The 16,373-nt window shown below is 68.4% G+C and carries 12 protein-coding genes; 10 read left to right on the top strand and 2 right to left on the bottom strand.

Features of this window, described 5'->3' with window-relative positions; genetic code table 11:
* On the bottom strand, positions 1–917 hold a 917-nt coding region (locus VGW35_15080; protein HEV8308983.1), incomplete at its 3' end, for a LysR family transcriptional regulator.
* Positions 918–1,194: 277 nt separating this feature from the next.
* Here VGW35_15080 and gltB point away from each other — a divergent pair.
* From gltB to VGW35_15055, 5 genes are all read left to right on the top strand, one after another.
* The gene (gene gltB, locus VGW35_15075) at positions 1,195–5,754 is read left to right on the top strand and encodes a glutamate synthase large subunit (GenBank protein HEV8308982.1); all 4,560 of its coding nucleotides are present in this window, start codon (positions 1,195–1,197) and stop codon (positions 5,752–5,754) included.
* Between the two features lie 134 nt (positions 5,755–5,888).
* On the top strand, positions 5,889–7,337 hold the full coding sequence (locus VGW35_15070) for a glutamate synthase subunit beta (protein HEV8308981.1): 1,449 nt from the start codon (positions 5,889–5,891) through the stop codon (positions 7,335–7,337).
* A 267-nt stretch (positions 7,338–7,604) separates the two neighbouring features.
* Positions 7,605–8,129: a CBS domain-containing protein gene (locus VGW35_15065; protein HEV8308980.1), complete on the top strand. Its 525-nt coding sequence runs from the start codon at positions 7,605–7,607 to the stop codon at positions 8,127–8,129.
* 20 nt (positions 8,130–8,149) lie between these two features.
* Positions 8,150–10,018: a 2-oxoacid:acceptor oxidoreductase subunit alpha gene (locus VGW35_15060; GenBank protein ID HEV8308979.1), complete on the top strand. Its 1,869-nt coding sequence runs from the start codon at positions 8,150–8,152 to the stop codon at positions 10,016–10,018.
* Positions 10,019–10,030: 12 nt separating this feature from the next.
* Positions 10,031–11,062, top strand: a complete 1,032-nt coding sequence (locus VGW35_15055) for a 2-oxoacid:ferredoxin oxidoreductase subunit beta (protein HEV8308978.1) — start codon at positions 10,031–10,033, stop codon at positions 11,060–11,062.
* A gap of 159 nt (positions 11,063–11,221) precedes the next feature.
* Here VGW35_15055 and VGW35_15050 read toward each other — a convergent pair whose 3' ends face one another.
* Positions 11,222–11,593, bottom strand: a complete 372-nt coding sequence (locus VGW35_15050) for a hypothetical protein (GenBank protein ID HEV8308977.1) — start codon at positions 11,591–11,593, stop codon at positions 11,222–11,224.
* Positions 11,594–11,894: 301 nt separating this feature from the next.
* Here VGW35_15050 and VGW35_15045 point away from each other — a divergent pair, with 301 nt between their 5' ends.
* The 5 genes from VGW35_15045 to VGW35_15025 all read left to right on the top strand — a co-directional run.
* Positions 11,895–13,181 (top strand): extracellular solute-binding protein, encoded by a 1,287-nt coding sequence (locus VGW35_15045; protein HEV8308976.1) that lies wholly within the window; start codon positions 11,895–11,897, stop codon positions 13,179–13,181.
* A gap of 5 nt (positions 13,182–13,186) precedes the next feature.
* The gene (locus VGW35_15040) at positions 13,187–14,122 is read left to right on the top strand and encodes a sugar ABC transporter permease (protein HEV8308975.1); all 936 of its coding nucleotides are present in this window, start codon (positions 13,187–13,189) and stop codon (positions 14,120–14,122) included.
* A complete protein-coding gene (locus VGW35_15035) occupies positions 14,122–14,967 on the top strand; it encodes a carbohydrate ABC transporter permease (protein HEV8308974.1) in 846 nt (281 codons plus the stop codon). The genes VGW35_15040 and VGW35_15035 overlap by 1 nt, the downstream gene beginning before the upstream one ends.
* Before the next feature lie 72 nt (positions 14,968–15,039).
* Positions 15,040–15,669, top strand: a complete 630-nt coding sequence (locus tag VGW35_15030) for a GNAT family N-acetyltransferase (GenBank protein ID HEV8308973.1) — start codon at positions 15,040–15,042, stop codon at positions 15,667–15,669.
* 247 nt (positions 15,670–15,916) lie between these two features.
* Positions 15,917–16,373 (top strand): ABC transporter substrate-binding protein (locus VGW35_15025; protein HEV8308972.1); only part of this gene is annotated, 457 nt, incomplete at its 3' end.

The following is a 16,373-nucleotide window of genomic DNA, read 5'->3' as shown; positions in this document are numbered from 1 at the left end:
TAGCGGCCCTCGCCCGCGCCCAGGTGCTCGCCGACATCGTCGGCCTTCTGGAGTAGCTCGACGAAACGCACCACCGCCGGCGTCAGCCGCCGCCCCCGCCGGTGGATGATGCCGATCGGGCGGACCAGCCCCGGGAAGGGGAGCGACACCCCCACCAGTGTCCTGATCCCGATCTCCTTCAACACCGTCGGCCGTGGGAGGATGCTGACACCGGCCGCGATGCCGATGGCCTGCTTGATGGTCTCCACGTTGTCGAATGCCATTGCCACGTCGACCTTGACGTTGTACTGCTTCAGCACCCTGTCGATGACCTTGCGGATGGCGAGATCGGGGTCGAAGGCGACGAAGCGCTCCCCGTTCAGCTCGGCGGGGGCGAGGCGGCGGCGGCGGGCCAGCCGATGGCTGGGATGGGTGACCAGCACCATGGGCTCCGACCGCAGCGGGATCACCGCGAGGGCGCGGGTGGCGGCCGGGTAGGAGAGGATCCCCAGGTCGGCTTCGTCGTGGAGCACCGCCTCCACCACCTTGTGGGGGTGCAGGCACTCCAGCAGCACCCGGGCCTGCGGGTAGGCCGACATGAACGGTTGCATGTGGCGGCTCATGTCGTGGAGGCCTACCGAGTAGATGGCCGCCACCCGGACCGTGCCCTCCACCCGCTGGCGGGCCGCGGCCAGGTCGGCCCGCGCCTTGTCGAAGCCGTGGAGCAGCGTCCGGCACGCCTCATAGAAGTGCCGCCCTTCCTCCGTGGCCTGGAGCGGCCGGCGCGAGCGGTCCAGCAGCAGCACGTCCAGCTCCGCTTCGAGCTGCTGGATGGCCTGGCTGGCCGCGGACTGGGTGACGCCGTTGGCGGCCGCCGCGCGGGAGAAGCTCCGGAGCCGGACCACGTCGCGATAGAGCCGCAGGGTATCCAGGTGCACGGCGGTTAGGACTCCGTCGGAAAAATCACTCAGCCTCCGATGCACGACATGCGAGTAACAGAGTCCGAGCGGCGGCTCTGCCGCCGCAACCCCTCCTGGGGGAGGTCTCGGAGGGGCCGTCGAGGCCCCCTCCGATGATCCAGCCTACCCTATTAGCGTGACTAATGCGATGATTTCTCAATTTTGGGCTTGGCTAATGGTTGACACTGCGCTATCCTCCCGGAAAGGCTTGTTCGGCCATTTCACAAGCCGAGGACGCGAAGGGGAAGCCGCGATGATGCCAGCTGGTGTGCCGCCTGCCCAGGGTCTGTACGATCCTCGCCACGAGCACGATGCCTGCGGTGTCGGCTTCGTCGTGGACATCAAGGGCAAGAGGTCCCACGCGATCGTGCGGCAGGCGCTCACGGTCCTCAAGAACCTCCAGCATCGCGGCGCCTGCGGCTCCGAGCCCAACACCGGCGACGGCGCCGGGATCCTCATCCAGATGCCCGACCGGTTCCTCCGGCGGCAATGCGGGCGGCTCGGGATCGCGCTGCCGCCGGTCGGCGCCTACGGCTGCGGGCTCGTGTTCCTGCCCCTGGAGCCCCAGCAGCGGGACAAGGTGCGGGCCCTCCTGCACTCCATCGTCGAGGAGGAAGGCCAGCGGATGCTGGGCTGGCGGAGCCTGCCCACCGACGACCGCCCGCTCGGCGCCACCGCCCGGTCCGTCGAGCCGGCCATCATGCAGATCTTCGTCGGCCGCGGGCCGGCCGTGGCCGACCCGGCCGCCTTCGAGCGCAAGCTGTACGTGGTCCGCAAGCAGTTCGAGAAGGCGATGGCGGGGCTCGACATCCCGGAGAACAAGTACGCCTACATCCCGAGCCTCTCGTCCCGGACGCTCATCTACAAGGGGATGCTGAGCGCCGACCAGATCGAGATCATGTACCCCGACATCACCGACCCGGACGTGGAGTCGGCGCTGGCCCTCGTCCACCAGCGCTTCTCGACCAACACGTTTCCGTCGTGGCCGCTCGCCCATCCCTACCGGATGATCGCCCACAACGGCGAGATCAACACGCTTCGCGGGAACATCAACTGGATGCGCGCCCGCGAGGCGCTCTGCCGATCCGACGTGCTGGGCGACGACCTGAAGAAGGTCTTCCCGGTTACCCGCGAGGGGCTCTCGGACACGGCGACGTTCGACAACGTCCTCGAGTTCCTGGTGATGAACGGGCGGTCGCTGCCCCACGCCATCCTGATGATGATCCCGGAGCCCTGGCAGCACCACGAGTCCATGAGCCCGGAGCGGCGGGCGTTCTACGAGTACCACGCCTCGCTCATGGAGCCCTGGGACGGCCCGGCCTCCATCGCCTTCACCGACGGCACCGTGATCGGGGCGGTCCTCGACCGCAACGGACTCCGGCCGTCGCGGTACTACGTCACCCGCGATGGCCTGGTGGTCATGGCCTCCGAGGTGGGCGTCCTCGACATCCCGCCGGAGAACGTCCTGGTGAAGGAGCGCCTGCATCCGGGCCGCATCTTCCTGGTGGATACGGCCCAGGGGCGGATCATCGACGACGAGGAGATCAAGGCCCAGCTCGCCGCCGAGCATCCCTACGCCGACTGGCTCCGGGAGAACCTGGTACGACTCGAGGACCTGCCCGAGCATCCGGTGCCCGAGTCTGGCCACGCCACCGTGCTCCAGCGCCAGATCGCCTTCGGCTACACCCATGAGGACCTCCGCATCCTGCTCGGGCCGATGGCCCGCCAGGGTGAGGAGCCGATCGGCTCGATGGGGACGGACACCGCGCTGGCCGTCCTCTCCAACCGGCCGCGGCTCCTCTACGACTACTTCAAGCAGCTCTTCGCCCAGGTGACGAACCCGCCGCTCGACCAGATCCGCGAGGAGCTGGTCACGTCCATGGAGTCCACGATCGGGCCCGAGCGGAACCTGCTGAAGCCGGAGCCGGAGTCCTGCCGGCAGATCCTGCTCAAGGATCCGGTGGTCTCAAACCAGGAGCTGGCCAGGCTCCGCAACGTGAGCGCGCGGGCCTTCACGGCCGTCACCCTGCTCATGCTCTACCCGGTGGCCGAGGGCGCCGCCGGGCTGGAGCAGGCGCTGGAGAACCTCCAGCAGCGGGCGAGCCGGGCCATCGCCGACGGCCACAACATCGTCATCCTGTCGGACCGCGGGGTCAGCCGCGAGCGGGCCGCGATCCCGAGCCTGCTCGCCACCGCCGCCGTCCACCACCACCTCGTCCGTCGTGGGGAGCGCACGCGGTGCGGCCTCGTGGTGGAGACCGGCGACGCCCGCGAGGTCCACCACGTGGCCCTGCTGCTCGGCTACGGGGCGGGGGCCGTGAACCCGTGGGTGGCCTTCGAAAGCCTCGACGACATGATCCACGAGGGCCTGCTGCCCGAGATCGACCAGACGAAGGCCGTCAAGAACTACATCAAGGCCCTCAACAAGGGGATCCTGAAGGTCATGGCCAAGATGGGGATCTCGACGCTCCAGAGCTACTGCGGAGCGCAGATCTTCGAGGCCATCGGCCTCGACGGGGAGCTGGTGGACAGGTACTTCACCGGCACCGCCTCCCGCGTGAGCGGCATCGGCATCGAGGTGATCGCCGAGGAGGTGCGCCGCCGCCACCAACGCGCCTTCCCCGACCGGCCGGTGGGCCCGCCCGAGCTGGACGGGGGCGGGGAGTATCAATGGCGCCGGGACGGCGAGTATCACCTCTTCAACCCGGATACGGTCTTCAAGCTCCAGCACGCCACCCGGAGCGGCCAGTACCGGATCTTCAAGGAGTACACCCGCCTGGTGGACGAGCAGAACCGCAACCTGGCCACCCTCCGCGGGCTCTTCGAGTTCAAGTTCGCCGAGCAGCCGATCCCTCTGGAAGAGGTCGAGCCGGCCGAGTCCATCATGAAGCGCTTCGCCACCGGCGCCATGTCCTACGGCTCGATCAGCCAGGAAGCCCACGAGACGCTGGCCATCGCCATGAACCGCCTCGGGGGCCGCTCCAACACGGGCGAGGGCGGGGAAGACCCGGCCCGCTACCGGCGCGACCCGAACGGTGACTGGCGGCGGAGCGCGGTCAAGCAGGTCGCCTCCGGCCGCTTCGGGGTCACCAGCGAGTACCTGGTCAACGCCGACGATCTCCAGATCAAGATGGCCCAGGGAGCCAAGCCCGGCGAGGGCGGCCAGCTCCCTGGCCACAAGGTCTACCCGTGGATCGCCAAGGTCCGCTACTCGACGCCGGGGGTGGGGCTGATCTCGCCGCCGCCGCACCACGACATCTACTCCATCGAGGACCTCAAGCAGCTCATCCACGACCTGAAGAACGCGAATCCCCAGGCGCGCATTCACGTGAAGCTGGTAGCCGAGGTGGGCGTGGGGACGGTGGCGGCGGGCGTGGCCAAGGCGTACTCCGACGTGGTCCTGATCTCCGGCCACGACGGCGGCACCGGGGCCTCGCCGCTGACCTCCATCAAGCACGGCGGCGTCCCCTGGGAGCTGGGGGTGGCCGAGACTCAGCAGGTCCTGGTCCTGAACAAGCTGCGGGACCGGATCGTCGTCCAGACCGACGGCCAGATGAAGACGGGACGTGACGTCGTCATCGCGGCGCTCCTCGGCGCCGAGGAGTACGGCTTCTCCACCGCGCCGCTGGTCGTCATGGGTTGCATCATGATGCGGGTCTGCCACCTGAACACGTGCCCGGTGGGGGTGGCTACTCAGGACCCGGAGCTGCGGAAGCGGTTCACCGGGAAGCCCGAGTTCGTAGAGAGCTTCTTCCGCTTCGTCGCCGAGGAGGTCCGCGAGGTGATGGCCCGCCTTGGCTTCCGCACCATGGACGAGATGATCGGGCGCGTGGAGAAGCTCGACACCCGGCCGGCGGTCGACCACTGGAAGGCCCTCGGGTTGGACTTCTCCACGATCCTCTACCGGCCGGACGTCGGGCCGGATGTCGCCATCCGGAAGGTCCGGGACCAGGACCACGGGCTGGAGAAGTCGCTGGACGTGATCACGCTGGTCCCCATGTGCCAGGACGCGCTCCAACGCAAGCGATCCGTCGACCTGCGGCTGCCGATCCGAAACGTACACCGGACGGTCGGGACCATCCTGGGCTACGAGGTCACCCGCCGGTACGGCGGCGAGGGACTTCCCGACGACACCATCCGCATCCACTTCACCGGCGCCGCTGGCCAGAGCTTCGGGGCCTTCATCCCGCGTGGCATCACCCTCGTCCTGGAGGGAGACTCCAACGACTACATCGCCAAGGGCCTCTCCGGGGGGAAGGTCATCGTCTACCCGCCGCGGGAGGCCGGCTTCGCGCCGGAGGAGAACATCCTGGTCGGCAACGTGGCCCTCTATGGGGCCACCAGCGGCGAGGCCTATTTCCGCGGGGTGGCGGGCGAGCGCTTCGCCGTGCGGAACAGCGGGGCACGGGCGGTGGTGGAGGGCGTGGGCGACCACGGCTGCGAGTACATGACCGGCGGCCGGGTGGTCGTCATCGGCGAGACCGGCCGCAACTTCGCGGCCGGGATGTCGGGCGGCGTGGCCTACGTCCTCGATGCTGACAGCGGGTTCCGCCGCCGCTGTAACCTCGGCATGGTGGACCTGGAGCCGCTCGTCGCCGCCGAGGACGTCGAGGAGGTGCGCGAGTTGCTCCGTCGCCACGTCCGCTTCACCCAGAGCACGGTAGCCGATAAGCTGCTGGCCAACTGGGAGAGCGTGCAGCCGACGTTCGTGAAGGTCGTGCCGCGCGATTACAAGCGGGCGCTCCTGGCCATGAAGCGCGCTCAGGAGGAAGGCATCCCCTGGGAGAAGGCGGTGATGGAGGGAGCCCACGGATGACTTCGGAGGGGGCCTCGACGGCCCCCTCCGAGACCTCCCCCAGGAGGGTTGCGCGGGCGAAGCCCGCGCTCGGAGCGGCCGAGCAGCCGCGCGGCGGTTCGGCCTGAGCGAGGCGACGGGGTCTTAGCAGGGTCATGGGGAAGGTCACGGGGTTCGTCGAGTTCAAGCGCGAGAAACAGCCCTACCGGCCGCTCGCCGCGCGTCTGGGCGACTGGAAGCAGGTGATGCTCCCGTGGCCGGGCGACGCGCTCCGCCGGCAGGGGGCTCGCTGCATGGACTGCGGCGTCCCCTTCTGCCACCAGGGCTGCCCGCTCGGCAACCTCATCCCGGACTGGAACGACCTCGTCTACCGGGACGACTTCCGGGAGGCGCTCGACCGTCTCCACGCGACCAACAACTTCCCGGAATTCACGGGGACGTTGTGCCCGGCCCCCTGCGAGGGTTCCTGCGTCCTGGGGATCAACGACGACCCGGTGACGATCAAGCCGATCGAGCTGGCCATCATCGACCATGCCTTCGCCGCCGGCTGGGTCAAGCCCGCGCCGCCGGCGGCTCAGACCGGCCGAACGGTGGCCGTGGTCGGCTCCGGGCCGGCCGGCCTCGCCGCGGCCCAGCAGCTGACCCGGGCGGGCCACGCGGTCACGGTCTTCGAGCGGGACGATCGCATCGGCGGCCTCCTCCGCTACGGAATCCCCGAGTTCAAGATGGAGAAGCGCGTTCTGGATCGGCGGCTCGCGCAGCTCGAGGCCGAGGGCGTCCGCTTCGTCGCCAACGCCCACGTCGGCGTCACCGTGGCCGTCGAGGACCTCCGTCGCGACTTCGACGCTCTCCTGCTGGCGGGCGGCGCCGGCGCCCCGCGGGACTTGCCGATCCCCGGCCGCGAGCTGCGAGGCATTCAGTTCGCCATGGAGTACCTACCGCTCCAGAACCGGCGCTGCGAGGGGGATCCGATTCCCGACGAGCGCTTCATCACCGCCCGCGGCAAGCACGTGATGATCATCGGCGGCGGCGACACCGGCGCCGACTGCCTGGGGACCGTGCACCGGCAGGGCGCGCGCTCCGTGCATCAGCTGGAGATCCTCCCGCGCCCGCCCGACCAGCGCGCCCCCGACAACCCGTGGCCTCAGTGGCCGAACATCTACCGGGTCTCCTCCGCTCACGAGGAGGGCGGCGAGCGCGTGTTTTCCGTCTCGACCCGGCGCTTCCTCGGCGACGGCCGCGGCCAGGTGCGCGCGCTCGAAGCCGTCCGGGTCGCCGCCGCCCGCGAGGATGGCCGCCCCGTCTTCAGGGAGGTGCCGGGGACCGAGTTCACCCTGCCTTGCGACCTGGTTCTCCTGGCCATGGGCTTCCTGGGCCCCGAGCGCGAGGGTATGCTGGCCCAGCTGGGCGTCAAGCTGACCGAGCGCGGCACCGTCTGGCGGGACGCGCGCTGGATGACCAGCGTCCCCGGCGTCTTCACGGCCGGCGACATGCAGCGCGGGCAGTCGCTGATCGTGTGGGCCATCGCGGAGGGCCGTAGCGCCGCGCGCGGTATTGACCTGTACCTGATGGGGCGCTCGGACCTGCCCGCTCCGCTCCTGTAGGACCTCGACCAGCGAACCGGCAGCGGCGTCCGGAAGCCCCGGATTTCCTGAGCGGATGCTCTCCCGGCCCCGGCCGGACCTCCAGGCGAAACCTTGCGATTGGCAAGGGCTTTGGGTACCATACCTGGGGTGACGAGGGGCCGGCCTGCCCGCCCGTCCGGAGGCTCTGTCCGGCCGGGCCGTGGGCAAGTCCCGAACGGCTCCGCCGGTCCGAAACCGGGGTGTGGCGGCCCGTCATCCGGCAGAACGCGCGTAGGAGGGGCGGCCATGACTGAGTTTGAGGACGAGTATTCGGCGGGGCTCGAGACCGAGTTCCGGGAACTCCGTGGGGCGCTCCTCAACGACACCATCAACGCGCTGTCGCCCACCGAGCCGGTCTGCCTCCGTGAGACGGCGCGGGTCGGGGAGGCGGTGGGCCGGATGCTGGCGGCGCGCCAGCCCGGAGTCCTGGTGATCGATGCGGGAGGACGCCTGGTCGGCATCTTCACCGAGCGGGATCTGCTGACACGGGTCGTCGGCCGGGGCCTCGACCCGGCGGCCACGCCGCTCTCGGCGGTGATGACCCCGGGCCCGGAGGCCCTCACCCCGCGGGACCGTGTCTGCTACGCGGTGAACCGGATGAGCGTCGCCGGGTATCGGACCATCCCCCTGGTGGACGAGGCCGGCCGGCCGATCGGCATCGTCACCGTCCACGACTTCATCAAGTGGCTGGCCCATCTCTTCCCGGAAGCGGTCTTCAATCTGAGGCCGGGAGACGCCATCAAACGCCCGCTCGAGATGGACGCGGGCTGAGCCGAAGAGCAGGAGAGCTCATGAGCGAAGTGATGGCGTCCGTGCCGACCGCAGCCAAGCCACGCCGCGAGCTCGATCGGGCGGTCGTCCGGTTCGCCGGTGATTCCGGCGACGGCATGCAGCTGACGGGCGAGCAGTTCACTACCGAGTCGGCATGGGCCGGCAACGACATCGCCACCTTCCCGAACTTCCCGGCCGAGATCCGAGCCCCGGCCGGCACGCTCTTCGGGGTATCGAGCTTCCAGCTCCAGTTCGGGAGCCGGCGTGTCTACACGCCGGGAGATCGGCTCGACTGCCTGGTGGCGATGAACCCGGCGGCGCTCAAGGTGCACCTGGCGGACCTCAAGGACGGCGCGCTTCTGATCCTCAACACCAACGCCTTCGAGAAGAAGAACCTCGACCGCGCGGGCTATACCGCGAACCCTCTGGACGACCCGGCTCTGGCCGAGCGCTACCGCCTGCACAAGGTGGACATCACGCGCCTGACCGTGGATGCCCTCGAGGGGCTGGCGCTCAACGCCAGGGAGAAGGACCGCTGCAAGAACTTCTTCGCGCTGGGGCTGGTCTCGTGGATCTACACGCGGCCGATCGAGCCGACGCTCGACTGGATCACGAAGAAGTTCGCGAAGAACCCGGTCATCGCCGAGGCGAACACCCGGGCGCTGAAGACCGGCTACCACTTCGGCGAGACGGCGGAGATCTTCAGCGAGTGCTATGGGATCGAGCCGGCCGACATGGCGCCGGGCCTCTACCGGTCGATGACCGGGAACCGGGCCCTGGCCTGGGGCATCCTGGCCGCCGCCCAACGGACGGGCCTGCCCGTCGTGTACGGAGCCTATCCGATCACCCCCGCCAGCGACATCCTCCACGAGCTCTCCCAGCACAAGCGCTTTCGCGTCCGGACGATGCAGGCCGAAGACGAGATCGCCGCGATCGGGTCGGTGGTCGGAGCCGCGTTCGGCGGGGCCATCGGGTGCTGCGCGACGAGCGGACCGGGGCTGGCCTTGAAGTCCGAGGGATTGGCGCTGGCCGTGATGGCCGAGCTGCCGGTCGTCGTGTTCGACATCCAGCGGGGCGGGCCCTCGACCGGCCTCCCGACCAAGACGGAGCAGGCCGACCTGATGCAGGCCCTGTATGGGCGCAACAGCGAGTGCCCCGTCGTCGTCCTGGCGCCGGCCACCCCCGGCGACTGCTTCTACATCGCCTACGAGGCCATCCGGATCGCCATCAAGTACATGGTGCCGGTCATCGTGCTGAGCGACGGTTACCTGGCCAACGGCGCCGAGCCCTGGCTGATCCCGGACCCGAAGACGCTGCCCGAGATCACGGTACGCTTCCGGGTCGAGAAGGAAGGGTTCTTCCCCTACCTCCGGGAAGAGGCCACGCTGGCGCGGCCGTGGGTGCGGCCCGGGACGCCGGGCCTCGAGCACCGCATCGGGGGGCTCGAGAAGCAGCACATCACCGGGAACGTCTCCTACGATCCCGACAACCACGAGCTCATGGTCAAGCTCCGCGCCGAGAAGGTGCGGCGAGTCGCTCAGGAGATCCCGCCCACGTCCATCAACGGACCCGTCGCCGGGGATCTGCTGGTCGTCGGGTGGGGCGGCACCTACGGGGCGATCACGGCCGCCGTGGAGGCCACCCAGATGCAGGGCCGGTCGGTGGCCAGCATCCACCTCCGGCACCTCAACCCGCTGCCGCCGGACCTGGGACAGATCCTCCGCCAGTACCGGCGGGTGCTGGTGCCGGAGATCAACAGCGGCCAGCTCGTCCGCGTGCTCCGGGCCGAGTATCTCGTGGATGCGGTGGGCTTCAACCGCGTGCGGGGCGTCCCCCTGGCGACCGAGGAGATCCACGAGGCGATCAACCAGATCCTGAAGGAAGACTGAGGACGAACACCGATGAGTGAGAGCACCGGGACCGCCGCTCCGTCGGCGCCCAAGTACACCAAGAAGGACTTCGAGTCCGACCAGGACGTCCGCTGGTGCCCCGGCTGCGGGGACTACGCTATCCTGAGCGCCATGCAGAAGATGATGCCGGATCTCGGCATCCCGCGTGAAGACATCGTGTTCATCTCCGGGATCGGCTGCTCGAGTCGCTTCCCGTACTACATGAACACCTACGGGTTCCACACCATCCACGGCCGGGCGCCGGCGATCGCCACCGGGCTCCGGCTGGCCCGGCCCGACCTGAAGGTGTTCGTGGTGACGGGCGACGGGGACGGCCTGTCGATCGGCGGGAATCACATGCTGCACGTCCTCCGGCGGAACATCAACGTGACGATCCTCCTGTTCAACAACAAGGTGTACGGCTTGACCAAGGGCCAGTACTCGCCGACCAGCGAGCTCGGCAAGGTGACCAAGTCGACCCCCATGGGCTCGGCCGACCGGCCCATCAACCCGTGCGCCTTCGCCCTCGGCGTGGGGGCGACCTTCGTGGCGCGCTCCGTGGACCGGAACATCCCGCACATGGAGGACACCGTGAAGAAGGCGGCCGCCCACAAGGGCGCGGCCTTCGTGGAGATCCTGCAGAACTGCAACATCTACAACGACCTGGCCTGGAACATCCTCTACGACCGGGAATCGAAGGTCCAGCACGAGCTCCGGCTGGAGCACGGGAAGCCCCTGATCTTCGGGCCCGTCGACGACCGCCGCGGGCTCGTCCTCGAAGGGGTCCGGCCCAGGGTCGTCCGCACCAAGGACGTGCCGGAGAGCACGCTCTGGACCCACGACGTCCGCGACGTCGGTGCCGCGCTGGTCCTGGCCAACGTGCCGAGCCCCGAGTTTCCGATCCCCATCGGAGTGTTCGTGGATGTCGAGGCGCCGGTCTACGAGGAGATCCTGCTGGACCAGGAGCAGCGGGCCCTCTCGGAGCGCGGCACCGGCGACATCGGGAAGCTGCTGGTGTCGGGGGAGACCTGGAAGATCAGCTAGATCATGGGAGAGGGCCATTGATCGGGCGGGCTTCGCCCGTCGGGGCCCCCTCCCAGACGCTCCCCCGGGAGGGTTGCGCGGGCAAGCCCGCGCTCGGAGTGGAACACTGACCCGCGGCAGCTGGGCGAGGCGTTGGCGCGTGGTTACTCCGACAGGCTCCTAGCGGCAGACTCGCTGCCACTGAGGCTGGACCCAGCCGTACTGAGTCCAGTACCCGTCCACCCAGTAGTCGCCGCATACCGGGGCCGGCGGCGCGACGTACACGGGCGCGGGCGGTGCGGCGTACATCGGGGCCGGCGGCGCGGCGTAAACGGGCGGAGCCACGTAGACCGGCGCGGGCTGGTACACGACCGGAGGCGGCGCGTAGTAGACGGGCGGCGCGAACGCGCTGCCGACGATCACACCCGTGATCGCGCCGAGCGCGAGGCCGCCCAGGAAGCGACCCCCACCCCGCGCGAAGGCCGGGGTGGGCGTGGCGAGAATGGCCGCCACGAGACTCAGCACCACGATCACTGCCAGGACCCGCTTCATGGCCTCTCCCTCCTCCAGGAGCAAGAGCGTTGCCCGACCGTCACCCGATCAGACGGGGAGGGCTTCGCGGGTATTCCGCCCCGGGGCCGGGGTGTCGGGCTCTTGACAGCCCTTCCGCTCCGGCCGATGATGGCCCCACCTCGGTACGTCGTCGGCGAGCGACATGGTGACCCGGATCGTGGCGGCGGCGCGCCCCATGGCCCTCTCAGGGCCGATCGGGCGCGCCTTTGTTTCTTGCACGCTGGTGGCTCGGGACAACCCGGCGGCCTTGGCATCGGCCTGTGAGCAAGAGGAGGTGGCTATGGATCGGGTGACACGGCGGCAGTTCATCGGGCGCGCCGCAGCCGGCACCGCCGGCCTGGCGGGCATCCTGGCCACGGGCACCCCGCCCGCCCGGGGCCAGCAACGCGAGATCTCCTACCTCTGCTGGAACAATTTCGCGCCGGCGATGGACAAGAAGCAGAACGAGATCGCCCAGCGCTTCACGAAGGACACGGGCATCAAGATGCGGATCGACTACGTCTCTCACATGGGCCCGCAGCAGGCGAAGCTGGCGGCCGAGGTCCAGACCCAGGCCGGCCACGACCTGGTCGAGCTGCGCATGCACTTCCCGTGGCTTTACGAGCCCCAGCTGGTGGAGGTGGGCGACGTGGTGGCCGAGCTGGAGAAGGCGCACGGCAAGGCGCTCTCCTCGGGCTACGAGGCGGCCCACATCAAGGGTGTCTGGCGCGCGGTCCCCATGTACCACGGGCTCTTCGTCCCCACCTATCGCGAGGACCTCTTCAAGAAGGCCGGGCTCAAGATCCCCGACACCTGGGAAGATCTCTACACGGCCGGCAAGGAGCTGAAAAAGATGGGGAACCCGGTCGGGATCCCCATCGCCCAGAACTACGACTCGATCTCCACCGCGGGACCCGTGCTCTGGTCTTTCGGCGGCATGGAGGTCGACAAGGACGGCCAGACGGTCCGCATCAATTCCCCGGCCACCGAGCAGATGATCGAATGGTACAAGAAGATGTTCCGCGACTGCATGGAGCCCGAGGTGCTCTCCTGGACCGACGCCAGCAACAACGAGTCGATGCAGCAGGGCAAGGCGGGCTGGATCCACAACCCGGTCAGCACCTACATCGTCGCCAAGCAACGGAAGCTGCCCACGGCGGACTTGATCAATCACCACCGAAGCCTGGGAGGGGCCCACGGCCGCCACGAGACCGACGTGCCGCGCGCCATGGGCATCTGGAAATTCTCCAAGAACGTCGAGCCGGCCAAGGAGTGGATCCGGTACCTGCTCGGCAAGCCCGAAGTCTACAACGAGTGGATCATGTCAGCCGACGCGTTCAACCTTCCCAGCTACGAGAAGCTCCAGGATCACCCCGTCCTCCGGACGGACCCCAAGTACGCGGCGCTCAGCGCGCCCGGCGTCCAGTACCACCTCTACGGCTGGCCCGCGCCCGGCACCGACAAGGTCCAGCGCATCACCAACGAGTTCATCCTGCCCAACATGATCGCCAAGGCGGTGACCGGCACGCCGACCAAGGAGGCCATCGCCTGGGCCGAGAAGGAGATGAAGCGGATCGTGAGCGGGTAGCCGGAGTGGCCGTCGGCAGCGTCCGCGTCGGTGCCACCCCGTCTCGGGCCGGGCTGCGGGTCCGGGAGCTGCTCGACCGGGAGCGTTTCCTGGGCCCGGCCTTCGTCACGCCTGCTCTGCTCCTCCTTCTGGTGCTGGTGGCCTACCCGTTCGTCATGGCACTCTACTTCGCCATGTCGAACGCCTTCATCGGCCGACCCAGCCACTTCATCGGGACCCGCAACTTCGTGGCGCTGTGGGACAGCGACTCCTTCCGGCAGACCTTCCAGAACGCCTTCGTCTTCACGGGCAGCGCGGTCGGGTCGAAGCTGGTGCTCGGGATCACGCTGGCGCTCCTCTTGAACGAGCAGCTCTGGTTCAAGCGGCTCATCCGCGGCGCGGTGCTGCTGCCGTGGGTGATCCCGACGGCGCTGTCCACGCTCGGCTGGTGGTGGATGTTCAACTCGCTCTACAGCGTGGTGAACTGGTCCGGCATCGCGCTGGGGTTGATGGACCCGCCGGGGCCGAACTGGCTGGGGCAGAAGTATTACGCGATGACGGCGGTAATCGCGGTCAACGTTTGGCGCGGCCTGCCGTTCTTCGCGATCTGCATCCTGGCCGGGCTCGTCTCGATCCCGAAGGAGCTCTACGAGGCGGCCGAGGCGGACGGCGCCAGCGCCTCCGCGCGCTTCTGGAACGTCACCCTGCCCTTGCTCAAGCCGGTCCTGGCCATCGTGGTGCTGTTCTCCACGATCTTCACGTTCAGCGACTTCAACATCGTGTATGTGCTGACCAACGGCGGCCCCATCAACTCGACGCACCTGTTCGCCACCCTCACCCGCCAGGTGGGGCTGGAATCCGGCCAGATCGGCCAGGGTGCCGCCATCTCGCTCTACCTATTCCCCGTCCTGGCCATCGTGGTCTGGATCCAGCTGCGGTTCGTGCGGCGGCAGGTGTACTGATGGCCGTTCGGAGGCGGCCGCTGCTCGCGAAGGTGCTGATGCACGTAGGGCTGGCGCCGTTCCTGCTCTTCGCGCTGTTCCCCTTCTATCACATGACGCTGACGTCGCTGAAGACCGACCGGGAGCTCTACGACCGCGCGGCGGTGCCGCTGGTGATCCGCCAGGGGCCGACCCTGGAGCACTACCAGAAGCTGATCTGGGAAACCGCCTTCATGACCTGGACGAAGAACAGCCTGATGGTCACGGGCATGGCCACGACGATCTCGGTGGTGATCGGCACCATCGCCGCCTACGCGCTGGCACGGCTGAAGTTCTTCGGCGTGGGAACGTTCGGGACCGGCATCTTCGTGACCTACCTGGTGCCGACCTCGCTGCTCTTCCTGCCGCTGGCCCAGGTCGTTCACTGGCTCGGGCTGGCTGACTCCAAGTGGTCGCTGGTCGTCACTTACCCGACCTTCCTGGTGCCCTTTTGCACGTGGCTCCTCATAGGCTACTTCCGGACGGTGCCGAAGGAGGTGGAGGAGTGCGCGATGGTGGACGGGGCCACGCGGATCCAGGCGCTCTGGCGCATCGTCCTCCCGATGGCCGTCCCCGGGCTCGTGTGCGCGGCGCTCTTCGCCTTCACGCTGTCGTGGAACGAGTTCATCTACGCCCTGACCTTCACGTCCTCATCGGACCAGTTCACGGCCAGCGTGGGGGTCACCCAGGAGCTGATCCGGGGCGATATCTACTTCTGGGGGTCCCTCATGGCGGGCGCGGTGCTGGGTTCGGTTCCCATTGTCATCCTCTACGTCTTCTTCCTCGACTATTACGTCTCCGGCCTCACGGCGGGAGCGATCAAGTAGCCGCCGCCACTTTTCTTAGCCTCTGACGAGTTATCTCGCATCACGCCGGTCGTGAACCCACGGCGGGCTCCAATGAAGTCCGGCGCTTGCGCCTGCATGACGCGTGGCATCTCAATTGCTCTCGAGAACGGTGTGTTCCAGGATCTCGGGCAGCACGGCAAGGCGTGGCGAGTGCCGATGGATTACCCGGCCGGGATCGAGCGGCAGGTCGTGCTCAAGAACGGCGAGACGGTGCGGATCCGCCCGATCCGCCCCGATGACGAGCCGCGGCTCCTCGCGCTCTACGATCGCCTCTCGCGGCACACGGCCTACCAGCGCTTCTTCACGGTGAGGCAAAGCCTTCCGCAGGACTGGGTCCACTACTTCGCCAATGTCGACTACCGGCGCCGCTTTGCCCTGGTCGCCGAGCGCGACGCGGGGGCGGGCATCGAGCTCGTGGGCGTCGGGCGCTATGAGCCGTCGGACGAGGAGGGGACGGGCGAGGTCGCCTTCGTGCTGGAAGACGGCTATCAGGGACAGGGACTCGGCGCCATTCTTCTCGCCGAGGTGGTTCGCGCGGGAACCGAGCGCGGCCTGACGCGCTTCCGGGCCCACGTGCTCGGCGAGAATCACCGTATGCTGCGACTCCTCGCGAGCCGCACGCACATCATCGAGCGCACGACCGAGCAAGGCGTGGTGACGGTTCTCTTCGAGCCTCGCTGACCTCAAAGTAATCATTCTCGGCCGCCCAGCGCAGTTCATGAGCAGCCCACGATGTAGGCATCACCTGCGCGCCGCCCCTCTCTGCCCTGAAGCGACGGGAGCTTAGAGCGGACGGTGCGGACAGGCGATGCGTGGCATGGGCGTTGCTCTCTCTGCCCCGGGGCTTGCAGGGTGGCAAGCTGTTTCAACGGCGATGGCGCCGACTCCCGCGAGGGAGCGGCGCCAATTTTTTTTGAAAGGGGACCACATGCGCACGACCCGACGAGATTTCCTCAGGACCACCGCCGCGGCCACCCTGCTCGCGGGCGTGCCGGCTCGATGGGCCGGCAGCGCCTACGCGTCCGACGCTCCGGAAACTCCGAAGATGCGGATCGGCATCATCGCCCTCACCGACTGCTCCTCGATCGTCATGGCCCACGAGCTGGGTCTCTTCAAGAGGTACGGCATCGAATCCACGATCTCGAAGGAAGCCTCCTGGGCGGTGATCCGCGATCGCCTCACCCTCGGCGAGAACCAGGCGACCCACATGCTCCTGGGCATTCCCTACGCGGCGACCATGGGCCTCCAGGGCTCGCCCGTGAAGCCGATGGTCATCCCGATGTACCTCAACCGGAACGGCCAGGCCATCACGCTCACGAAGGCGCTCCTCGAGAAGGGCGTGAAGACTCCGCAGCAGCTCAAGCCGCTCGCCCTGGAGGCCAAGG

The organism is Candidatus Methylomirabilota bacterium, assembly GCA_036005065.1.
Taxonomy (GTDB): domain Bacteria; phylum Methylomirabilota; class Methylomirabilia; order Rokubacteriales; family DASRDR01; genus DASYQW01.
The sequence above is the reverse complement of the archived record's forward strand: the minus strand, read 5'-3'. Positions and strand labels throughout refer to the sequence as shown.